Source organism: Oceanobacillus caeni (assembly GCF_042678465.1).
Lineage (GTDB): Bacteria > Bacillota > Bacilli > Bacillales > Amphibacillaceae > Oceanobacillus > Oceanobacillus caeni.
In genome coordinates this window covers 1-22,006 of record NZ_JBHTKV010000025.1, presented here as the reverse complement: position 1 = coordinate 22,006, position 22,006 = coordinate 1, and the positions used below count along the sequence as shown (strand labels likewise).

At 36.3% G+C, this 22,006-nt stretch carries 18 protein-coding genes, 1 pseudogene and 1 other annotated feature; of the genes and pseudogenes, 5 read left to right on the top strand and 14 right to left on the bottom strand.

Annotation, left to right across the window (positions count from 1 at the left end):
* Positions 1-40: 40 nt before the first annotated feature.
* From ACFQ18_RS14555 to ACFQ18_RS14540, 4 genes are all read right to left on the bottom strand, one after another.
* Positions 41-223 carry a PspC domain-containing protein gene (locus ACFQ18_RS14555; protein WP_047183631.1) on the bottom strand — a complete coding sequence of 61 codons (183 nt, stop codon included), beginning with the start codon at positions 221-223 and terminating at the stop codon, positions 41-43.
* A 284-nt stretch (positions 224-507) separates the two neighbouring features.
* Positions 508-2,331, bottom strand: a complete 1,824-nt coding sequence (typA, locus tag ACFQ18_RS14550) for a translational GTPase TypA (RefSeq protein WP_047183632.1) — start codon at positions 2,329-2,331, stop codon at positions 508-510.
* 273 nt (positions 2,332-2,604) lie between these two features.
* A complete protein-coding gene (locus tag ACFQ18_RS14545) occupies positions 2,605-3,936 on the bottom strand; it encodes a sensor histidine kinase (protein ID WP_060667833.1) in 1,332 nt (443 codons plus the stop codon).
* 2 nt (positions 3,937-3,938) lie between these two features.
* Positions 3,939-4,625, bottom strand: coding sequence for a response regulator transcription factor (locus ACFQ18_RS14540; RefSeq protein WP_047183634.1), 687 nt, complete (start codon positions 4,623-4,625; stop codon positions 3,939-3,941).
* Positions 4,626-4,976: 351 nt separating this feature from the next.
* On the opposite strand from ACFQ18_RS14540, the gene ACFQ18_RS14535 reads away from it, so the two are divergent.
* Complete coding sequence (locus tag ACFQ18_RS14535; protein ID WP_047183635.1) at positions 4,977-6,326, top strand: S1C family serine protease; 1,350 nt, start codon at positions 4,977-4,979, stop codon at positions 6,324-6,326.
* Positions 6,327-6,907: 581 nt separating this feature from the next.
* Here ACFQ18_RS14535 and ACFQ18_RS14530 read toward each other — a convergent pair.
* Positions 6,908-7,588 carry a TraR/DksA C4-type zinc finger protein gene (locus ACFQ18_RS14530; RefSeq protein ID WP_047183636.1) on the bottom strand — a complete coding sequence of 227 codons (681 nt, stop codon included), beginning with the start codon at positions 7,586-7,588 and terminating at the stop codon, positions 6,908-6,910.
* A gap of 215 nt (positions 7,589-7,803) precedes the next feature.
* Between ACFQ18_RS14530 and ACFQ18_RS14525 the strand changes: the two genes are divergently transcribed.
* Complete coding sequence (locus ACFQ18_RS14525) at positions 7,804-8,679, top strand: NAD(P)-dependent oxidoreductase (RefSeq protein ID WP_204798605.1); 876 nt, start codon at positions 7,804-7,806, stop codon at positions 8,677-8,679.
* Between the two features lie 387 nt (positions 8,680-9,066).
* Here the strand turns inward: ACFQ18_RS14525 and ACFQ18_RS14520 are convergent, their stop codons facing one another.
* The gene (locus tag ACFQ18_RS14520; protein WP_204798604.1) at positions 9,067-9,372 is read right to left on the bottom strand and encodes a hypothetical protein; all 306 of its coding nucleotides are present in this window, start codon (positions 9,370-9,372) and stop codon (positions 9,067-9,069) included.
* A gap of 301 nt (positions 9,373-9,673) precedes the next feature.
* Between ACFQ18_RS14520 and ACFQ18_RS14515 the strand changes: the two genes are divergently transcribed.
* The gene (locus ACFQ18_RS14515; RefSeq protein WP_204798614.1) at positions 9,674-9,904 is read left to right on the top strand and encodes a hypothetical protein; all 231 of its coding nucleotides are present in this window, start codon (positions 9,674-9,676) and stop codon (positions 9,902-9,904) included.
* A gap of 266 nt (positions 9,905-10,170) precedes the next feature.
* Here ACFQ18_RS14515 and ACFQ18_RS14510 read toward each other — a convergent pair whose 3' ends face one another.
* Complete coding sequence (locus ACFQ18_RS14510) at positions 10,171-10,368, bottom strand: cold shock domain-containing protein (protein WP_047183640.1); 198 nt, start codon at positions 10,366-10,368, stop codon at positions 10,171-10,173.
* Between the two features lie 234 nt (positions 10,369-10,602).
* Positions 10,603-13,440, bottom strand: a complete 2,838-nt coding sequence (locus tag ACFQ18_RS14505; RefSeq protein WP_204798603.1) for a 2-oxoglutarate dehydrogenase E1 component — start codon at positions 13,438-13,440, stop codon at positions 10,603-10,605.
* Between the two features lie 562 nt (positions 13,441-14,002).
* On the opposite strand from ACFQ18_RS14505, the gene ACFQ18_RS14500 reads away from it, so the two are divergent.
* Positions 14,003-14,086 carry a putative holin-like toxin gene (locus ACFQ18_RS14500; RefSeq protein WP_225344134.1) on the top strand — a complete coding sequence of 28 codons (84 nt, stop codon included), beginning with the start codon at positions 14,003-14,005 and terminating at the stop codon, positions 14,084-14,086.
* Between the two features lie 224 nt (positions 14,087-14,310).
* Here the strand turns inward: ACFQ18_RS14500 and ACFQ18_RS14495 are convergent.
* Positions 14,311-14,610 (bottom strand): annotated as a pseudogene (locus ACFQ18_RS14495) (transposase); the annotation flags it as partial.
* Positions 14,611-14,808: 198 nt separating this feature from the next.
* Between ACFQ18_RS14495 and trhO the strand changes: the two are divergent.
* Positions 14,809-15,786, top strand: a complete 978-nt coding sequence (gene trhO / locus ACFQ18_RS14490) for an oxygen-dependent tRNA uridine(34) hydroxylase TrhO (RefSeq protein ID WP_047183642.1) — start codon at positions 14,809-14,811, stop codon at positions 15,784-15,786.
* Between the two features lie 603 nt (positions 15,787-16,389).
* Here trhO and ACFQ18_RS14485 read toward each other — a convergent pair.
* The 5 genes from ACFQ18_RS14485 to proS form a co-directional block, all read right to left on the bottom strand.
* Positions 16,390-17,112 carry an amino acid ABC transporter ATP-binding protein gene (locus ACFQ18_RS14485; RefSeq protein WP_204798832.1) on the bottom strand — a complete coding sequence of 241 codons (723 nt, stop codon included), beginning with the start codon at positions 17,110-17,112 and terminating at the stop codon, positions 16,390-16,392.
* On the bottom strand, positions 17,105-17,764 hold the full coding sequence (locus ACFQ18_RS14480; protein ID WP_204798831.1) for an amino acid ABC transporter permease: 660 nt from the start codon (positions 17,762-17,764) through the stop codon (positions 17,105-17,107). The genes ACFQ18_RS14485 and ACFQ18_RS14480 overlap by 8 nt, the downstream gene beginning before the upstream one ends.
* Before the next feature lie 27 nt (positions 17,765-17,791).
* The gene (locus ACFQ18_RS14475) at positions 17,792-18,625 is read right to left on the bottom strand and encodes a basic amino acid ABC transporter substrate-binding protein (protein WP_047183645.1); all 834 of its coding nucleotides are present in this window, start codon (positions 18,623-18,625) and stop codon (positions 17,792-17,794) included.
* A gap of 147 nt (positions 18,626-18,772) precedes the next feature.
* Positions 18,773-19,936 carry an amidohydrolase gene (locus ACFQ18_RS14470; protein WP_204798830.1) on the bottom strand — a complete coding sequence of 388 codons (1,164 nt, stop codon included), beginning with the start codon at positions 19,934-19,936 and terminating at the stop codon, positions 18,773-18,775.
* Positions 19,937-20,103: 167 nt separating this feature from the next.
* A complete protein-coding gene (gene proS / locus ACFQ18_RS14465) occupies positions 20,104-21,543 on the bottom strand; it encodes a proline--tRNA ligase (RefSeq protein WP_060667828.1) in 1,440 nt (479 codons plus the stop codon).
* 100 nt (positions 21,544-21,643) lie between these two features.
* Positions 21,644-21,867 (bottom strand) — a binding site (T-box leader).
* Positions 21,868-22,006 lie beyond the last annotated feature (139 nt).

The following is a 22,006-nucleotide window of genomic DNA, read 5'->3' as shown; positions in this document are numbered from 1 at the left end:
TTTCACAAATACACCAATTAGCTACATATTAATTCTTTCTTTACAATAACAAAGGGCTATCAGGAAGTATTGTTGCAAGGATTAAATAAATAACAAAATTAGCAGGTAGAAAAATAAAAATTAGCCTTACTCCCAATGAAGAAATACCAAAATAATCGGCAATTCCCCCACATACTCCAACCACTCCCCTATCCGTTGATGATTTTCTTAGTTTATTATTCAACGCTACTCCCCCCTTAATATATTTTTTAAAGAAACCTACTCTACTATAGTTCTACGTATCTCTAATTAAAATGTTTCATTGCACTAACCCGCCCATTAGCTTAAGAATAATTCTTCACAAACCCGTTATTATTCTAACATAAATATTCAGAAATTCTTTTGCTTTACAGGAATTAACATAGCTAATAACGCCCTTTTGATAGAAACACTAATATCTTATCAAAACCAAAAAATAGCCCTACCATTTAATATGGTAAAGCTATCTCTAATAATAATTTTTATTTATTATTTACTACGCTTCGCTGCTTTTTCACGCTCATTTTTATTCAAAATCATTTTACGTAAACGAATGGATTCAGGAGTAACTTCACAATATTCATCGTCATTTAAATATTGAAGAGCCTCTTCTAAAGACATTTGGCGTGTTTTACGAATCGTTGCTGTTTGGTCTTTCGTAGCGGAACGAACGTTTGTTAAGTGTTTTTCTTTCGTAATGTTGACTGTTAAATCATTTTCACGATTATGTTCACCAACAATCATTCCAGCATAAACTTCTGTACCAGGGCTAACGAAAATGACACCACGATCTTCTAATTGCATAATTCCATAAGTAGATGCTTTTCCATTTTCTAAGGCAACTAGTACACCTTCACGGCGACCACCAACTTGTCCTTTAATAACAGGTTCATATGCTTCAAATGTATGATTTAAAATTCCATAACCATGTGTTTGGGACATAAATTCTGTAGAGTATCCTAAAAGTCCACGAGAAGGAACTTTAAATTCTAAACGAACTTGTCCATTACCATGATTCACCATATCAAGCATTTCACCTTTTCGTGCACCTAGTGATTCCATTACAGCACCAGTATATGCTTCTGGAACATCTACTTGGACACGTTCTACTGGTTCACAAGGAACACCATCGACTTCCTTAATGATAACTTTTGGTTTGGAAAGTTGTAATTCATAGCCTTCACGTCTCATATTTTCAATTAAAATAGATAAGTGAAGCTCTCCACGCCCAGAAACAGTCCATACGTCTGGAGAATCGGTTGGATCTACCCGTAAACTTACGTCTGTTTCTAATTGCTTCATTAAACGTTCTTCAATTTTTCTAGATGTAATAAATTTACCTTCGCGACCCGCAAAAGGGCTGTTATTTACTAAGAACGTCATTTGTAAGGTTGGTTCATCAATTCGAAGCCATGGCAATGCTTCTGGATGTTCCTGAGAGCAAACAGTCTCTCCAACGTTAATATCTTCTAAACCAGAAATCGCTACAATATCTCCTGATTTAGCTTCTTCAATTTCGATACGTTTCAAACCAGTGAAGCCGAATAATTTGGAGATACGGAAATTTTTCTGTGTCCCATCCTGTTTCATGACAACTACTTGCTGTCCAACTTTAATGCTTCCTCGAACAATTCGTCCAACCCCAATTCGACCTACATAGTCATTGTAGTCGAGTAGTGTAATTTGAAACTGTAAAGGTTCTTCACTTGTATCAACCGGAGCAGGAATATGATCTAAGATCGTCGTAAATAAAGGATCCATTGTTTCTTTCTGGTCATCAGGTTCTAATCCAGATGTTCCGTTTAATGCAGATGCATAAACAACCGGGAACTCTAATTGATCGTCGTCTGCTCCAAGTTCGATGAATAAATCAAGAACTTCATCAATAACTTCCGCAGGTCTTGCATTAGGACGATCGATTTTATTTAACACAACGATTGGTGTTAATTTTTGTTCTAAAGCTTTCTTTAGTACAAATCTTGTTTGTGGCATCGTACCTTCATAGGCATCCACAACTAAAGCAACACCATCCACCATTTTCATGATTCGTTCTACTTCTCCACCGAAGTCAGCGTGTCCCGGTGTATCTAAAATATTAATCGTTGTATCATGATATTTTACTGCTGTATTTTTTGCCAAAATGGTAATTCCACGTTCACGTTCTATGTCACCAGAATCCATCATCCGTTCATCGACTTGTTCATTTTCACGGAATGTTCCGGAGTATTTCAATAATTGGTCGACTAGAGTCGTTTTTCCATGGTCTACGTGGGCAATAATGGCGATATTACGTATATCTTCTCTTAATTGCATAAAGTACACTCCCTTTTTAGAAAACTTGGTATTTGCCAAGCTTTTTAGGCAAATGCCTTAGTTGCACCTAAGCAGGAGGGATAGATTTTTGTGCTTTCCTGTCTGCGAAAGTGAACCTTCACTAAAGTGGTTCCACTCTAGCGTTCGTGCTTATCTATAATCTTCTGGTTGCTCCGTAGTTTAGAACTTCCAGTCATACGAGAAAGTTTCATGAAAACTAGACAATTATATCACATAATGTGCTTTAATGGATTATCTTTTTAAAAAAAATATCTATTTTGGAAAGGTTATTGTAAATTTCGCACCACCCAAATCGGATTTACCTGCAACAATCTTTCCTTTTGAATGTTCAATGATCGTATGTGCTATCGCTAATCCGAGACCCGTTTCTCCATCTTTTCCTTTTACAAATCGATGAAAAATATGCGAAGCAAACTCTTCAGGAATTCCTGGTCCATCATCTTCTATTTTAATGACAATGTCTCCATCTTTCTTAACAGCACTAATCACAACCTGTGATTTTGCGTGACGAATACCGTTGAAAACTACATTTAATAAGGCTCTCAACAATTTTTCCTCATCCGCATATAGTTGTATATTATTTTCTACTCGATGGCTTAAAGTTATTCCTTTTTCATTTACTATTGGTAAGGCACGATCAACAATCTGACCAACTATCTCTTCCACCTTTATGTTAGTTGGATCGTAGGAATTTACTTCTGTATCTAGTTTGGCGAGAAGAATCATTTCGTTAATAATACCTTTCAACCTGAGAACCTCTGAAACCATGACCTCAAGCCCTTTGTCTGCTTCCGCTTCGTCAAAAATACCATCTTTTATCCCTTCCGCATATCCTTGAATAGTCATTAAAGGTGTTTTCAATTCATGGCTGGCGTTTTGAAAGAATGTCTGTTGTGTATTAATATACCGCTCTAATTCATTCGCCATTTCATAAACGCTTTCCGCTACTTCTTTTATTTCACCTGTCGCTTTTATATGTTTAATATCATCAAATTGCCTTTTCTCTATTTTCTTTAGTTGACGTTTCAATTGAGTTAGTGGTGTCACTAATTTTTTCGTGAAATAATGTGCTAAAACCGACGCAATAAATAGCCCAACAAGAAAAACAAGAAATAACCGAACAAAAAAACTTCGCTGAACTTCTTGCAAATCACTTACAGGAGTTAGGAGAATCATCTCGAGTCCAGAGTTTCTAGATAAAATCAAAATTCGAGAAGTAACAAATTTTTCATTTCCTAGGTCCCATATCGTTTCACTATAATCCGAAATATTATTTTTACGATGAAAGCCTTCAACCACTTTATTTGGCATGGTTGAATAAAGTATTCGGTTTTGACTTCTATCGTATAAAATCATTTGTAATTCTTGATCATCTAAAATACTATAGAATTGCTGAATACTATCCTGAGTATGATATTGTTCATTAAGTATTTCGACTAACAATTCACCTGTTTGTTCCAATTGGCGTTGTTCATCCTGTATTAAAACATTCAATATTAAGGAGTATATGACATGCCAAACAACTGCCATAATGACTAACAATAAAGAAGTAAAGGCAATACTAAGCTGTGTTTGTAATTTCATGCCTATTCCTCTTCATTTCGCATTCTATATCCATATCCCCACACGGTTTCAATAGGAATATCGGTAAATTTTTTACGAATGCGTTTAATTAAATCATCTACTGCACGATCGCTTCCGAAATAATCATTACCCCATATTTTCATTAATAAATCTTCCCTGGAAAATGCGCGATTTATATTTTCGGCTAGAAAATATAACATATCAAATTCTTTGGTCGTTACTTCATATTCTGTCCCTTGCCAAAATACTCTTCTATCGCTTTTGAAAATAACAAGTTCATCTACGCTCAATCGATCCCCATCCATCCATGCTGGTTGATGGGACAGACTCGTTCTTTTAAACAAACGTTTTACCCTTGCAACAAGTTCCCTTGGGCTAAACGGCTTTGTTAAATAATCGTCCCCACCTAATTCTAACCCTAAAATTTTATCAATTTCATCATCCTTAGCGGAAATGATAATGATAGGCACTTCACTTTCACTTCTTATTTTTTTACACAATTCATACCCATCCATACCCGGTAGCATAATATCTAAAATCCACATATCGGGTGGATTTTGTTTCCATATTTCCATTGCTTCCTCTGCCGAATTTAAGATTTCCACCTGATATCCTTCTTTTCTTAAATAAGCTGAGACTATATTTTGAATGTTCATATCATCTTCAACTAATCCAATTAAATAATTCATTTTTTCACCTTTTCTTAGATTGGCACCTGCTTATGCTGCCTTCATTTCACTTATGCAGATAAGAAAAATTATCTTCATCTTCTTATATTCTTACATAATTATAAGAAGGTTGACAATAACATACATATTGTTTTACACATTTGTGCCACATTTATACCTTATCCGTTCCACTGGAAGTGTCTATACTAAGGGTAGTATAATAAATATAAGAGTTCAAAAAGAAGGATGAAAAAGACCGTGGTCAGCTAAATAAGCAACGTCCTGGGACTCCGATTACGCGTCCCACCGCGTCATTTTCACCGGACTTTTTGAACAACCACTAATACACAAAAGTTAAGGAAAGTGATTTTTATGAGTGATAATGACCATCGTTATTCTCAAGATCCTGACTTTAACAATCAGGAAAATGAAGAAAACTCTATGGATACACCAGAAAATAATGAGGTAATAGAAGAACGCAATCATGTTAGCCCACCCCCTCAACCATCCTCTGATGATTCTAATAAAGAAAATAGCAAGCCAAGTAAAAAACGAAATACGAAAAAGCAAGGGAAACCCTTGCTAACTGCAATTTTCGGAGGAATTGTCGGTGGTATTATATCTGCTCTTCTAGTTACCATCCTATTTACTAGTGGTGTCATTGATACGGAAGATACTGCTAATTCAGAACAACAAACTTCAGAAGCTGTCCAAGTACATGGAAAACCAGCGACTGAAAAACTTTCTGCAGAAGATGCAAATGTATCATCCAATATACAAGAAGTATCTGAAGCAGTTGTTGGGGTGGTAAACCTACAACAACAAAACATTTGGACTGGTAGTGAAGAAGCAGGTACAGGTTCAGGAATCGTTTATAAAAAGAAAGATGGAAAAGCTTATGTCGTAACCAATCAACATGTTGTTGATGGTGCAGAACAAGTGGAAGTAGTTTTAAATGAAGATGACCGAATTCCAGCAAAAGTCCTTGGTGAAGATGATTTAACAGACTTAGCTGTTCTAGAAATCGATGGAAAAAAAATAAACACAGTCGCTGATATGGTATCTTCAGACGATTTAACTGTTGGTGAAACTGTATTAGCAATAGGAAACCCATTAGGATTAGAATTTGCTAACTCCGTCACAAAAGGAATTATTAGCGGTTTGAACCGATCTGTTTCAGTGGACACAAACTCTGACGGCCAACCAGACTGGGTAACTGAAGTTATACAAACAGATGCTGCTATCAACCCAGGTAATAGTGGAGGAGCACTTGTGAATGCAGATGGTCAGGTTATTGGTATTAATTCAATGAAAATAGCCCAAAGTTCTGTGGAAGGAATCGGTTTTGCCATTCCAACAAGTACTGCCCTACCAATCATGGAACAATTGGAAAAGGACGGAGAAATAACAAGACCACAAATCGGTATTTCTACTGTCTCTCTAATGCAAGTTCCACCACAATATCGTTATGAAATTAAACTCCCAAATGAGGTAGAGGGAGGAATGGTTGTCGCAAACGTTCAAGCTAATTCACCAGCAGATCGTGCAGGCTTAAAACAATTTGATGTCATAACCAAAATTGATGGTAATGAAGTAACATCTATATTGGAACTAAGGAAATATCTGTATTCCAAAAATGTAGGGGACAAAGTTAAACTGGAATATGTTCGCGACGGTGAATTTCATAAAACTGACTTAAAACTGGAAGAAATGGCAAAATAACCTTATACCGTGAAGTATTATTTTACAAATATTAAAAAACGCTTGGAGGATCCAAGCGTTTTTTTATGTAGACGATAAATACTTGGAGAGAATGGTTGTCCAAGGGCTTATCGTGGTTATGAGTGACTGAACAGGGTTTCCTTTTCTGTATTCCGGTACTCATTCAGCTTATGAGTGACGGAATAATGCTTTCCTCTTCTCATTCAGGCACTCATTCAACTTATGAGTGTCCAAATAATGCTTCCCTCTTCTCATTCAGGCACTCATTCAACTTATGAGTGACCGAATAATGCTTTCTTCTTCCCATTCGGGCACTCATTCACCTTATGAGTGACCGAATTATACTTTCTCCCTCTCATTCGGGCACTCATTCACCTTATGAGTGACCGAATTATACTTTCTTCTTCTCATTCGGGCACTCATTCACCTTATGAGTTGCGGAACACAGCTTTCCTTTCCTCATTCCGCAACTCATCCAACCCATGAGCACACGCAGCCCACTAAACTGAGAAAAAATCCCCATAAAAAAACAGCATACCATTTAAATTTGGTATGCTTTCTAACCTAATAAAGGCAACCCACTAAAACTCCTGTGCTTCCTCATTATCTTCATACTTTTTATGATTTGGTGTAACCCCTGTAAAACTCCCATCTATGTCGGCAGCTACAAAATTTTCATAATCCTCTACAAAACCAACATTCTCATCACTGTTTGGGTACATGTCATCATAATTGTCGATGTCCGTATAAAAGTCTGAATAAGTTTCACTTGTACCGTATCGACTGACATCTTGCCATGAATCTTCCGCATCATACCCTACTTGTTCTTCATCCGTAATTTCATTAGGATTTATATTAGGAGAAAAGACTTCTTCCTCCATCGTTCTAGGATGATCAAAAATTCGACTTTTTGCATGCTTCACACAGCGATCGGTTGTCGGCATGGCTAATAATCGCTCAGAAGGGATATCCGCTCCACATGTAGCACAAATACCATACGTTCCTTCCTCTATGGCATGTAGTGCCTCATTAATATCTTGTAATTCCTTTTCGGTATGTTCATTTAAAGCTAAATCCTTCCCTCTTTCGAACAGTTCAGTTCCTTGATCAGCCGGATGGTTATCATAATTAGATAAATCCCCAACCGATTCCTTAGCCATTTCAAGAGTTCTTCCAAAATGGTCTTGTATATGATGAATTAATTCATTTTGTCTTTGAATTAACATATTTTTACACTTCATTAGTTGATCGTTTGAGATCATTATAATCAGCCCTCCATGAAATTGGTATGTGTGGCTTAAAATGATTCCTATCTATACTATGTGTAACTAAGATAGATTGATTCTAAATCGGCACTCCCAATTCATGTCAATACCGCCAATCCCATCCTTTAGAAAACAAACAATTTTTAGTTAATTGTTTGTTATAAATTACCAAACACGATAAAATTAACTAAAGAGGAAGGGAGAGTAGGAAAATGGTAAATACTAATACAGTAATAGGCTTTGTTGGTACTGGAGTAATGGGGAAAAGTATGGCTGCCAATTTGCAAAAAGCTGGATATTCCATCAATGTTTACACAAGGACAAAGGCTAAAGCAGATGACCTAATAAAAGACGGGGCGGCATGGAAGACTACAGTTAAAGAATTAACAAATGATTCAGACGTCATTATAACGATGGTCGGTTATCCTTCCGATGTAGAAGAAGTCTATTTCGGTTCTAACGGAATTTTAGAAAATGCTAAACAAGGATCTTTTGTCATTGATATGACCACTTCTAAGCCTTCTTTAGCAGTAAAAATATACGAAGCGGCAAAAGAAAAAAACATTCATGCTCTCGATGCTCCGGTTTCCGGCGGAGATATTGGTGCAAAAAATGGTACCCTTGCTATTATGATTGGCGGAGAACAAGAAGCTTATGACTCCCTTTTACCAATTTTTCAAGTAATGGGGGAAAATATCATATTACAAGGAAAGGCGGGTGCGGGACAATATACAAAACTTGTCAATCAAATTGCCATCGCTTCTAATATGATAGGTGTTTCAGAAGCCATTGCTTTTGCTCGAAAAGCCGGATTAAATCCAGAAAAAGTTCTTGATAGCATTTCAACGGGGGCTGCAGCTAGTTACTCTCTTTCTAAACTTGCACCAAGAATGTTAAAAGAGGATTTTGCACCTGGATTTTATGTAAAACATTTTATAAAAGATATGACAATTGCTTTGGAATCAGCAAAAGAGCTTGGATTATCTACTCCTGGTTTAGAATTGGCCTTAACTTTATATAAGGAATTGGCCGAAAAAGGAGAAGAAGATAGTGGTACGCAAGCATTAATTAAATTATTTGAGCAATAGGTTTTTTTAGGAAAAGGAGACTTCCAGCTGGCGTTACAGGCGGAAGTCTCCCTTTTTATTTAATGTTAGCACTCCCATTAATCTGAAAATCACCTTTTCCCTTTTACCCTAGACATGGCACATTACATCCACTATGATAGAGCTATTGTTTTTTTAGAATGGGAATGATTGCCGCATCCGTGTTCAACTTAGCAAATTCGATTGAGGCAACCTTGGGTAGTCTGTTACTGACAAATCATTTTTCATTCAGAGAAATCACCTTTGTCGCTGGGGGTATGATTTTCTTTGGGGTGATCCTGATTATTGTTACGCATAAGATCGAGGATAAATCTTTATTTACAGCTCCGAAAGAAGTTTACGAATAAAAAGATATAGAGAAACCGAGACCTATTTCCGCTCGCGTTTCTCTATTTCTTTTTGAACGATAAAAGCCAAATCATCATTTCCAAAAAGTTGAAGTGCCTGAATGACCAGTTGATCATCAATTTCTTCCGATTCCTTTTTAGAAACCGTATTTTCTAGCACTTCTAATAGCACCTTATTTTTACACTGGTTTGGATAAGCCTCTTCATACAATTGTTCCGGATCCAAATCATGATTGATACACCACTGTGCAAAAACCAATATCATCATTTTTTCATTCTCTTGATAATTTTCTATGACTTGTCTATCTTTATCTTCCTTACTTAACATTTTTTCACCTCATTTAAAAAACGATCCACAAGAAGTTTATTATCATCTATAGCTAGAATCTCCATTTCATCGTAGCACAAATAAAAGAGCTATCCAATATTTTTTGGGTCTTCAACTTCCCTAGATAACCCGGGAAGTGCACAAAAGGAAAACTAGGTTAATTAATGGCTTTTGTCATAATATGTCGAAGGAAAGTAGATTATAATACAATAACCTATATGATAAAATAAAGTAGCAACTGAATATTGTGAGGTGGTTGGTTGTCGCTCTTCTTTCCTTTATTGGGAAGGAGGTGATAATCATGGAAACATTTCTTGGCAGAAAGAAGCATACACTTTCTTTCTGCATAAGTGCAACTAAGACATTTGCCGAAAAGGATTGGAAAATGTCAAGTTTTCTAAAATTTCTACGAGAAGCTCTGAAAGGGATTGTTCGTGAATTAAGTGCTTTCCTCTTTCGGAAAAACATATTAGAAAACAAGAAAACCACCCCGCGCCATACCAAGCAAAAAGGGTGGTTCTCAAAAAAATAAAACAACATAGACAACCACCACCCTGACGGTAGAAGGTTGCATGGAGAAGTGTTTACGCACTTCTCTTTTTATTTTATTATAATTCTATTTATATTATACCTAAAATTCAATTGTTTATGCAATGATTTATTATAATTTCATTTATTTCCTAGGCTACGGTATCAGGGTTATGGCTAATTTGCCAGCCCCCTCCCATTACGTTAATGCAGCTATAAACAACAAAAAAAGGCTTATCCCCTTTAAGAGATAAACCTTTTAAAAATCAATTATATACGAGTAACGTTAGCAGCTTGTGGTCCGCGGTTACCTTCAACGATTTCAAATTCAACATCTTGACCTTCTTCAAGAGTTTTGAAACCTTCAGCTTGGATTGCTGAGAAATGTACGAATACATCGTCTCCGTCTTCGCGTTCGATGAAACCGAAACCTTTTTCTGCGTTAAACCATTTTACTTTACCAGTCATGTAAATGACCTCCTTATAACTTTTTGCTGCAAAGTAATGGAATCAAAAATACTTTTACAGCTCCTAAGTAGGAGGTCGTAAAGTATTGCTCCAATTTCCTTTTGCTTCTTTAACTTTAACCTTTTTTAACACAAAATGCAAGTGTTAAGAAGACTTTTTCTCAAAAAATTCTATTTTAGTTTCAAAATTTCCTATTTTCTAACTTAACACTCGCACAGCCTATATTTCCTATTATTAGCTAATTTTTCTAACATTTGTTTCCTGCTTAACTGTTTCGTTAATAGCTTGGTGGATAATTCTAAATTGCTCTTCTTTATGCACTAACGGGTCTCCTTCAGAAGGACTTGCCATATCGGGTCTACCATTATACCGGACAGCAACGTCTTTAGGTGCAATGCTTAGTAAACGCGGCTCCATGTAAGACCATGCCCCCATATTTTTAGGCTCCTCCTGAGTCCAGATGATTTCCTCTAAATTTTTATAGTTACTTAATACCTCACTAATTTTTTCTGCTGGGAATGGATAAAGTTCTTCCACTCTAATCATATCAAGCCAATCATAAGCTTCCTTATTTTCGGATACATAATCAGATAGTTCTACGGCCAATCTACCAGTTGATAATACCAGTCGTTTTACATGATCTGGATTTCTTCCCAATCCTGGCTCTTTTATAATTTGCTCAAATTTCCCCTCTGTTAAATCCTCTAGATAAACTCCTGCAGATGCATTCCTTAATAAACTCTTAGGTGACATGATAACTAGTGGTCTAACATCATCCGTATTTAAAAGTGCTGCCTGCCTTCTAAGGATGTGGAAATAGTTACCTGAGTTAGACAAGTTGGCAACAGTCCAATTATTTTCAGCCGCTAATTGTAAGAACCGTTCTAATCTTGCACTAGAGTGCTCAGGACCTTGCCCCTCATATCCATGAGGAAGTAACATCACTAATCCAGATTTTTGTCCCCATTTTTCTCTTCCAGAAGAAATAAATTGGTCAAAAATAACTTGCGCTCCATTTGCAAAATCACCAAACTGTGCTTCCCATAAAACAAGCGTTTCTTTTGCGAATACGTTATAGCCATATTCATAGCCTAATATAGCGGCCTCTGAAAGCGTACTATTATGAACGGCAAAAGAAGCATTTGCTGAACTTAACTGATGAAGCGGACTGTACTTCTCCCCTGTTTTTTCATCACTTAAAACAATATTACGGTGTGAAAAGGTTCCGCGTTCAGAATCTTGCCCAGTTAAACGGATTGGTGTGCCATCTTTTAAAATAGATGCAAATGCTAGAGTTTCGGCATGTCCAAAGTCCACCTTCTTATTATTTTCAAGTGCATCTTTTCGGCGGTTTAATATTTTCTTTAACTTACCAAAAACATTAAATCCTTCAGGCCATTGTAGTAAAGCATTATTTATAGTTAAGAGTGTTTCCTTACTAACGGAAGTATCGATTTTAGGTAGCTCACTCTTATATAATTCATGTCTGTCTTGAGTGGTACGGATTGGTTCTTTTTCTTGATTGATATGGTTATATGCCCGCTGTAATTTATGTTGTACTTGATTCGCCATTTCGTTAATTTTATCATCCGTTAACGAACGCTCATTTATAAGTTTCTCTTTATATATCGCAGTAATCGTTTGATGATTATCAACTAGCTTGTACATAAGTGGGCTTGTAGAACGAGGCTCATCCATTTCGTTATGTCCAAGTCTTCTATAGCCAATTAAATTAATGAGCACATCTTTATGGAATGTTTGACGATATTCAAAAGCCAATTGAACTACCTTTAAGCAAGCCTCTGGGTCGTCAGCATTAACATGGAAAATAGGAACATTAAAACCTTTCACAATGTCGCTTGAATGTTTCGTCGAACGATCGTCCTCGGGTTCCGTCGTAAAACCAATACAGTTATTAGCGATAATATGGATAGTTCCACCAGTACTATATGCCTTTGTATTTGCATAATTAAGTATTTCAGTAACTACACCTTGTCCAGTAAAGGCAGCATCCCCATGAACTAATACAGCTATGGCTTTGGAAACATCTTGTTTTGGATATCCTTTCTCCGTTCGTACTTCTTGTGCTGCTCTTGTGGATCCTTCTATTACCGTTCCAGCAATTTCTAAATGACTAGGATTATTTGCTAGAGAAACCGTAACCTTCTTATCACCAACCTGTTTTCTCTTTGTTGCGCCAAGATGATATTTCACATCCCCCGTAGCTCCCTCGGTCATTTCTAAAGTTGGATCAGCATTCTCCCATTTCGCATGTTGAAACTGAGAGAAAATGGCTTCATATGGTTTCTCTAAGACATGCGTCAACACATTCAGTCTTCCACGGTGCGCCATAGATATTAATACATTTTCAATATCATCTTTAGCAGAAAGATTAATAACTTCATTCATTACCGGAACTAAAGATTCCAATCCTTCTACTGAAAATCTTTTTTGACCAACAAATGTTTTTCCTAAAAATTGCTCAAACCCCTCAGCTGATAGCAGGCTATGGAATAACGCTTCTTTCTCAGCATTAGTAATTTCCTTAGAAACATTACCGGATTCTATTTTATTTTTTAACCAATCTTTTTCTTGGATATCCATATGATCGATATCAAAGCCAATGGTTGATGTGTAAATTTCCTTTAAATAATTGATTGCCTCAAGGCCATTCTTAACACTATTATTGTTACAAATAAATTCAGCAGGTATTTCTTTTAAATCTTCTTCTGTTAATTTATAAGACGTTAGATTCAATAATTCATTGGATGGTTGTTTTTCTAAAGGAAAAATATCCGCTTCCAAATGTCCGTAAGCTCTAATATTTTCTGCTAATGTAACCGCAGAGACTAATTTTCTCATTTTATTTAAAAGAACATTCATGGATATATGATTGGATGATTGTTCTTCATTATCCATCATAGCTTCGGGATTTCCCCAAACATCAAATAATTCTTTAAAACTCTTATCAACTAAGCTAGGATCTTGAGAATATAAATCATACTGTTCTAAAATATAGCCCATATTAGGACCTTTCACATCTGCCCACGGATTTACCCCATTGTTGTTCATCTTCTGTACACTCCTACATCATGTATGTTGTTATATTAACTACTGTATTAAGATTCCCATTTTTTACAACGGTTAATCTGCCTATTTATTATTTTGTTAAACTCATAATGTAAGCACTTACATAATCTATACTTCTATAATAGTACAAAATGATTAATAATTAAAGAGACAAGGTTCAAGTTTTTATCGTTATAGGAAGTTTTGTCATATCACATAAGGTATAGAAGAAATGACAAAAGAATCTATTCTTTTCATTATTTAAAGATTTTGCTATTGATTCAGAAAAAAACTGCACCCCAATTGTTGGACACACAATAATTGGAGATGCAGTTTTCTTATGACTAAATTTACTGAAAAAGATAAAATAAATGCAGTTCAAAGCTATTTAGAAAGCAAAGAGAGTTATCTTTTCTTAATACCGTAAAGTTAATCGCCAAGTAAAATTAAAATAATTTCATTACTGGTCACAATATGAGAATTGAAAATGTTATAATTATAGGACAATGGCTAAAATAGGTTAACTCAAGGGTGGTTGGCACGCTCCCAAAAGGGGGTGGTGCTAATGACAGTTGCAGAAGGATTAATGCTAATGATTAGTTTCGGAGCGTTAATAGTTGCGATTATGTCAGATAAAAACCATAAATAAAATCCACCCTTGAGTTCGCGGCTCATTAATAGGGTGGAATATCACTAATCGGGCCAGCCCCCTTGTAGGGAACCAAGCTATTGTATGACTAAAGGTGTTAGCGCACCTTTGGTCTTTTTTAATGTATTCATTTTCTAATACCAGTATACCCTTTTTTAGTGAAAAAGAAAACATGTTGTTTTGAGGCTAGGACATAACTAGCTGATAATAAGCTAAATATTATTTTAACCTTCGTTTTGCTTAGGTCTCCTGGCGGTGTACTTTCTCAAGTTTACCGGCAGGAATGCGGATCCCATTTCATTTTTTACTTTCTCTTTTACAGAGAAACGAGTGAAACGCAAATTAGCCTTCAGGAGTCCTAAGATCAGCTCTACGTCCATTTTGCGTTTACCGTAGATTTCACTGTTTCTCCTTTGAAAGCTTCTCTCTGATATATGCTTTTTGTTTTTCCCATGTTTATTGTAATAAGGTTTCCAGTTATTCCCTTCGCTAGTAGGGTCTTGCGTATATTGACTTGATGCAGGAATGTACCACCTTTGCTTGTGTAAAAAACTGTAATATACGATAAAATGTAGGGCAATTGGTATTTTGGGTTATTTTTTATAGACTGGAATAAAGGATAAAAACGTGATAAAATAATGACTTGCAAGACTAAAAACGAATAGTAAAGACCAACTTACATTTGTATCTTGCAAATATAAATGGAATAGGTGGTAAATAAAATGGAAAACAAAGATTACAGAGTATTATTGTACTATCATTATGTAGATATTGAAGATCCTGAAACTTTCGCTGATGAGCATCTTCAATTTTGTAAGGAACTTGGATTAAAAGGAAGAATTCTTGTAGCTAAAGAAGGAATTAATGGTACCGTTTCTGGAACGGTTGAGGCTACAAACAAATATATGGAAGCAATGCGTAACAGTGAACTATTTAAAGATATCATGTTTAAAGTAGATGAACATGATGGGCATGCTTTTAAAAAAATGCATGTACGTCCACGTAAAGAACTAGTTACACTTCGTTTACCTGAAGAAGAGGATACAAATCCACAAGAATTGACAGGGGAATTTCTTTCTCCAAAAGAATGGTACGAAGCAATGCAACGTGAAGATACCGTTGTTGTAGATACAAGAAATGATTATGAATATGATTTAGGACATTTTAGAGGTGCAATTCGCCCTGATGTAAAAACATTTCGCGAGATGCCGGAATGGGTGCGTAAAAATAAACATTTAATAGAAGGCAAAAAAGTTCTCATGTACTGTACTGGTGGTATTCGTTGTGAGAAATTCACTGGTTGGATGATTAAAGAAGGCTTTGAAGACGTAGCCCAATTACATGGCGGAATTGTTACTTATGGTAAAGACCCAGAAGTACAAGGAGAACTATGGGATGGCAAATGCTATGTATTCGATGAACGTATCTCAGTAGATATTAATCAAAAAGAACATGTTGTCGTTGCGAAAGATTACTTCGATGGACAACCATGTGAACGTTATGTCAATTGCGCCAACCCTGAATGTAATAAACAAATTATCTGCTCTGAGGAAAATGAGCATAAATATATGAGAGGCTGTACACATGAATGCCGTGTTCACCCTCGCAACCTATATATTCAAGAACACAATCTAACAACGGAAGAAGTTCAAGCTAGACTTGAAGCTCTTGGCGAAACGTTAGAGAAACAAGAAGCATAATATCCTAAATAGGGTCGGATTCATTTGAATCCGACCCTATTTTTTTATAAAGGCTATATCGAAATTTGCTTAGAAAACTTGCATTTGCGAGGTGCTTGGGGAATTTATGGAGTAACGAATTCTACAACATAGGTTACGGAATGCGAAAAAGGAAGCCGTGTTCCGGCACTCATAAGCTGAATGAGTTACTGTATACTGAAAGGAATTCCTCGTTCGGGCACTCATAAGTCGAATGAGTTACCGTATACTGAAAGGAATTCCTCGTTCGGGCACTCATAAGTCGAATGAGTTACCGTATACTGAAAGGAATTCCTCGTTCGGGCACTCATAAGCCGAATGAGTTACCAAATACTGAAAAGAATTCCTCGTTCGGGCACTCATAAGTCGAATGAGTTACCGTATACTGAAAGGAATTCCTCGTTCGGGCACTCATAAGTCGAATGAGTTACCGTATACTGAAAAGAATTCCTGTTCGGGCACTCATAATCCAAATGAGTAACTAATTCACTTCCACGAATATCAAATGATCACATTGAACCTACTAAATAAAAAAGATGTATATTAAAGGCGACTACACCCAACCTTTAATGCACATCTCCAAAATTATAGAACCTTATCCAAAAAGTCCCTCGCCCGTTCTGTTTTCGGTTGCTTAAAGAATTCTTTTGGGTCTCCCTCTTCCAGTAGAACCCCATCATCTAAAAACAGTACTCTATCCGCAACCTCTTTAGCAAAATTCATTTCATGCGTAACGATAACCATCGTCATTCCCGTACCCGCTAAATCCTTCATAACATCTAATACTTCTTTAACCATTTCCGGATCAAGTGCAGAAGTTGGCTCATCAAACAACATAATTTCTGGTTCCATGGCAAGTGCACGCGCAATAGCTACACGTTGTTTTTGTCCTCCAGAAAGTCGATTCGGATAGGCACTTTCTTTGTCTGTTAATCCGACTTTCGCCAGTAACTCTTTTGCAATCTTTTGTGCTTCCGATTTGGAAAGACCCTTTACCTTTTGTGGAGCATACGTAACGTTATCTAATACGGTCATATGCGGGAATAAGTGGAAATGCTGAAATACCATTCCAATATTTTTTCTAACGACTAATTTATCTACCTTTTTATCCGTAATTTTTTTATCATTTAAATAAATTTCCCCTGATGTTGGCTCTTCTAATAAATTCAGACATCTTAAAAAAGTAGATTTACCAGATCCTGATGGTCCTATAACTGCCACTACTTCTCCCGTATTAATCGTAGTAGAAATATTCTTCAATACTGTATTATTTCCAAATACCTTGCTTATTTCTTTAGCCTTAATCACCTTGTCTTAACCTCCGTTCGATAGCTTGGCCAATTTTCGTTAATATAAATACCATAATCCAATAAATGGCCCCTGCCAACAATAACGGTTCAAAATTACGATAAATATCTGCACCGACAATTTGGGCACGACGCATTAAATCTAAATAACCTATAGTAGATACAATAGCAGATTCCTTTGTTAATGTGATGAATTCATTTAATAAGGCCGGCAAGATATTTTTAATGGCTTGTGGCAAAATAATATTTAACATCATCGGTCTATATGGCACTCCCAATGCCTCTGCAGCTTCCATTTGACCTTTATCAACAGCCATAATTCCCGCACGAATAATTTCAGATACATATGCCGCTGAATTTAATCCAAATGTTAAAACAGCTGATAAAAATATCGGAATATCATAGCCTGTTAATTGTGGAATTGCATAATAGATAATCATTAATTGTAGAATTAGGGGAGTTCCACGAAATATGGATGTATATGCATTTGCTATCCATTTTAAGAAGGAAACCTTTGTAATCTTACAAAGCGCAAGAAGTGTCCCTAATACTAAACCAATTATAATGGAAAAAATAACGAATTCTAAAGTAGCCCATATTCCTTTTAACATAAAAGGAATATAAGGCACGATTTGGCTAAAATCCAAATTCATGCCCTAACACCTCGCTTTCTTTGCTGTTTATTCTGCGTTAGTTAGATCCCATTTCTTTTCTAATTCAGCAATCGTACCATTTTCAATCAGTTTTTCTAATGCACCGTTAATTTCCTCTGTAAGTTCACTTCCTTTAGGAAATGCAATGCCCATTCCTGGTGAACTTGTTGTCGGATCATCAAAACCTTCTAGTCCCTGTTCCGCGATAAAACCTTCTGCAACTGTTTTATCCAAATAACCAACATCAATACGGTTTGAATTTAACTCTTGAATTAATAATGCAGCTTTATCTACTTTCTTCACCTCAAAGCCATACTTACTACTTAGTTCATCCGCACCTTCTTCTTGAATGGTACCCAATTGAACCCCAACAGTAAGCCCCTTAAGGTCTTCTAAGCTATTGATATCAGCATCTTTCTTCATTATAAACATTTCACCTGATCGATGATACGGTTCAGAGAAATCCACGTTTTGTTTACGTTCTTCGGTAGCACTCATACCAGACATTACCATATCCACACGACCAGATTGCAATGCCCCAATCAACCCATCAAAACTCATATCTTGAATTTCCAACTCATACCCTAATTCATCCGCGATAGCTTGAGCTACCTCAATATCAAAACCAACAAAGTTTCCTTCTTTATCATAAGATTCAAACGGAGGAAAGTCAGCGGAAGTAGCCATTTTTAATACTTTTCCATCTGCTTTTTCAGCCTTTTCACCTTCTTGGCTATCCGTTGCTGTATCTCCTGTATTATTATCAGGAGTTTTCTCAGCTTCCGGATCACCTGCTCCACATGCTGCCAGCACTCCAATGATGAATGCCATAACTAAAATTTTAAAAAATGTAGATTTCATTTGATTCTCCCCTTTTCTTTATCATGTCTGTTCAAAAAGAACCGAGATCGGCTAAATTCACAACGTCCTATCGCAACGCCGACACTAGCACTATTGCCAACTAGAAACATTAAAGTGTCATTTTCACCGGACTTATTAAACATCCTTTTATAGACTGTTGTTTTTGAACTCTTCCTTTATAGCTTGTAAAAGTTCTTCACTAGAAATGACATCATACCCAGTTTGCGCTAGAGCTAATGCGCCACTTACTAATGTTGTATATCCATCTTCAGTTATGGTTTGATCAGCAAACTCTTTCGTATGATGTACTAATCCCGGTTTGTTCATTCCAATATATGGGTGAATCGCCGGTACAACTTGACTAACATTTCCCATATCAATCGATCCTAAACCAGATTTATCTTTATTTAGTGGTAATGTGCTAGTTTGCTTCAAGTTTTGATTAAAGGCTTCTGAAAGTGTATGATTCGTTACCATATTATCGTAACTTAATTCATAATTTGAGATTTCTAAAGTGGCACCTGTCATTAATGCAGCACCTTCAGCAATATGTTTTACTTTTTCTACAACTTCATTTAAGTATTTACGATTATTCGCTCTGATATAAAATTGGGCAACTGCATAATCTGGAACAACATTAGCAGCTTTTCCTCCTTCAGATATCACACCATGAATACGTACATCTGATTGGACATGTTGCCTTAATGCATTAATTCCATTAAATAATTGTATGACGCTATCTAAAGCATTAATACCTTCTTCTGGGGATGCAGCTGCATGTGCTGATTTTCCAGTGAACGCATACTGAATCGCGTCCATTGCTAAAGACTTTCCACTCATGTAAGATTGGTCACTTGGATGGAGGATCATTGCTACATCCGTATCATCAAAAACTCCTTGTTGACTCATAGGAACTTTTGCACCGTTCGTTTCTTCTGCAGGAGTTCCTAATACAACAACATTCCCACCAATTTCATGTAATACTTTACTCAAGGCAATTCCAGCACCAACGCTCATTGTCCCGATTAAGTTATGCCCACAAGCATGTCCAACTTCAGGTAATGCATCATACTCCGCTAAATAAGCAATCGTTGGACCTGGCTTACCACTTTTATAGGTAGCCTTAAATGCAGTTGGTCGATTAACGGTTCCTATTTCTATTTCAAATTGATGCTCTTTTAAAAAATTCGTATGTAGTTTCATAGATTCAAATTCTTGATCGCCTAATTCAGGATTTTCATATAAGTTCTTATTCATTTCCCAAAGTTGACTTTTAATTTGTTCTAAATGATTAGACAAATGTTCTTTCATGGTGTTTATCACTCCTATACTTTGTATAATGTGTGTATATTTATGAATATTATTGTATATTTATTAACTAATTCAGTTATACCATGATTGAACAACATGCGCAAGGGTTTTTTTCTTTTAAAACTAGATATAAAAAAAGACGCCGAATCATCGACGCCTTTTCCTAATTAATAAGCTTTTGCCCAATAAACCATTTCTTTTGCTTCTTTACCACAGCAAACGCATGTATCTGCTACTTTTTCTTGCTCAAATGGAATACAACGTGAAGTTGCTGTTGTTTCTTCTTTTATCTTTTCTTCGCATGCAAGGTCTCCACACCACATTGCTTTGATGAAGCCGCCCTTTTGATCAAGTGTTTGTTTAAATTCATCCATATTCGTAGCAGTTGTTGTCATCTCATTACGATGTTCAAGTGCTTTATTATATAGGTTGGTTTGAATTTCTTCTAGTAATTGAGGCAAGCGTTCTTCTAATTCTGTAAGTGCCACGAATTCTTTTTCTCCCGTATCTCGACGAACAAGAACAACTTGTCCTTTCTCAATATCTTTCGGTCCCATCTCAATACGTACAGGAATTCCTTTCATTTCATATTCATTGAATTTCCATCCTGGCATTTTATCACTTGCATCAATATCGACACGGACTAAATCTTTTAATTGATCACGTAGCGCATAAGCTTTATCTAGTACACCTTCTTTATGTTGAGCGATAGGAACAATCATCGCTTGTGTAGGTGCAATTTTTGGAGGTACAACTAATCCACGATTATCACCATGCACCATAATCAACGCACCCATAATTCGTGTAGAAAGTCCCCAAGATGTTTGATGAACATATTGGCTTTCTCCATTTTCATCTAAGTACGTAATATCAAAAGCTTCTGCAAAGCCAGAACCGAAATGGTGGGAAGTTGCAGATTGTAGAGCTTTTCCATCATGCATTAAACTTTCGATGGTTAGTGTATAATTAGCACCAGCGAATTTTTCCTTATCTGTTTTTCTACCTTTTAGTACAGGAATAGCTAGATATTCTTCCACTAAGTCTGCATATACTTCTAACATACGATTTGTTTCTTGTGAAGCATCTTCATCAGTTGCATGAGCAGTATGCCCTTCTTGCCACTGGAACTCTGAAGAACGTAGAAACGGTCTTGTTGTTTTTTCCCATCGTACAACATTCGCCCATTGATTGTATAACATTGGTAGGTCACGATAGGAATGAATATTTTTGGAATAGTAGTCACAAAATAGAACTTCAGAAGTAGGGCGGAATGCTAAACGTTCTTGAAGTTTTTCCTCTCCACCATGTGTAATCCAAGCAACTTCAGGAGCAAATCCTTCCACATGGTCTTTTTCCTTTTGAAGTAGACTTTCTGGAATAAACACCGGAAAAGACACATTAGAATGGCCTGTTTCCTTAATCCTCTTATCTAATTGATCCTTAATATTTTCCCAAATGGCATATCCATAAGGTTTCATAATCATCGTTCCACGAACCAAACCATAGTCAACTAATTCTGCTTGTTTCACAACATCTGTATACCATTGTGCAAAATCGTCTTCCATTGCTGTGATCTTTTCGACAAACTGTTTATTTTTCTTTCCCAAAGTAAACACCTCTTTAATATATTCTTGTTTAGCTTCAACGCCCATCGACTAGCTCGCGTTTCCGCTTTTCGTATTTCTGCACAAAAAAACCCCCATCCAGTAAAGGGACCGAGGTTTGGCGTTACCACCCTTGTTTGCAAGAGGGATTCCCACTTGCACACTTTTCCTTCGTAACGGTTATGAACCGCGCTATCTTACAGCCAAAAGCTTTCCGACAGCGAACTAAAAAGGTAGGTTCTAATTCATGTCTTTAGAAATTCGCACCACCCATTTCCTCTCTTAAAAGACATTAAAATTATACTAATCCTCTTCAAACGTTTTAATTATATTCAATATCTTTTAATATATATGGATGAAAATAGAAAGTCAAGATGGAGGGGATTAAAGTATGTGTCAAGTTTTTCTCGGTGTGTCTTTCACACCAATATTTCCGGCACTCTATTTTTGTACACTTTTTCGGCTA

Excerpts from the sequence above, each read along its gene's own strand:
- ACFQ18_RS14545 (WP_060667833.1), bottom strand. The coding sequence starts at position 3,936 with ATGAAATTACAAACACAGCTTAGTATTGCCTTTACTTCTTTATTGTTA.
- ACFQ18_RS14530 (WP_047183636.1), bottom strand. The coding sequence starts at position 7,588 with ATGATCTCAAACGATCAACTAATGAAGTGTAAAAATATGTTAATTCAA.
- typA (WP_047183632.1), bottom strand. The coding sequence starts at position 2,331 with ATGCAATTAAGAGAAGATATACGTAATATCGCCATTATTGCCCACGTA.
- ACFQ18_RS14535 (WP_047183635.1), top strand. The coding sequence starts at position 4,977 with ATGAGTGATAATGACCATCGTTATTCTCAAGATCCTGACTTTAACAAT.
- ACFQ18_RS14525 (WP_204798605.1), top strand. The coding sequence starts at position 7,804 with ATGGTAAATACTAATACAGTAATAGGCTTTGTTGGTACTGGAGTAATG.
- ACFQ18_RS14470 (WP_204798830.1), bottom strand. The coding sequence starts at position 19,936 with ATGAAAGAACATTTGTCTAATCATTTAGAACAAATTAAAAGTCAACTT.
- ACFQ18_RS14520 (WP_204798604.1), bottom strand. The coding sequence starts at position 9,372 with ATGTTAAGTAAGGAAGATAAAGATAGACAAGTCATAGAAAATTATCAA.
- ACFQ18_RS14540 (WP_047183634.1), bottom strand. The coding sequence starts at position 4,625 with ATGAATTATTTAATTGGATTAGTTGAAGATGATATGAACATTCAAAAT.
- ACFQ18_RS14515 (WP_204798614.1), top strand. The coding sequence starts at position 9,674 with ATGGAAACATTTCTTGGCAGAAAGAAGCATACACTTTCTTTCTGCATA.
- ACFQ18_RS14475 (WP_047183645.1), bottom strand. The coding sequence starts at position 18,625 with ATGAAATCTACATTTTTTAAAATTTTAGTTATGGCATTCATCATTGGA.
- ACFQ18_RS14505 (WP_204798603.1), bottom strand. The coding sequence starts at position 13,440 with ATGAACAACAATGGGGTAAATCCGTGGGCAGATGTGAAAGGTCCTAAT.
- ACFQ18_RS14500 (WP_225344134.1), top strand. The coding sequence starts at position 14,003 with ATGACAGTTGCAGAAGGATTAATGCTAATGATTAGTTTCGGAGCGTTA.
- trhO (WP_047183642.1), top strand. The coding sequence starts at position 14,809 with ATGGAAAACAAAGATTACAGAGTATTATTGTACTATCATTATGTAGAT.
- ACFQ18_RS14510 (WP_047183640.1), bottom strand. The coding sequence starts at position 10,368 with ATGACTGGTAAAGTAAAATGGTTTAACGCAGAAAAAGGTTTCGGTTTC.
- ACFQ18_RS14480 (WP_204798831.1), bottom strand. The coding sequence starts at position 17,764 with ATGAATTTGGATTTTAGCCAAATCGTGCCTTATATTCCTTTTATGTTA.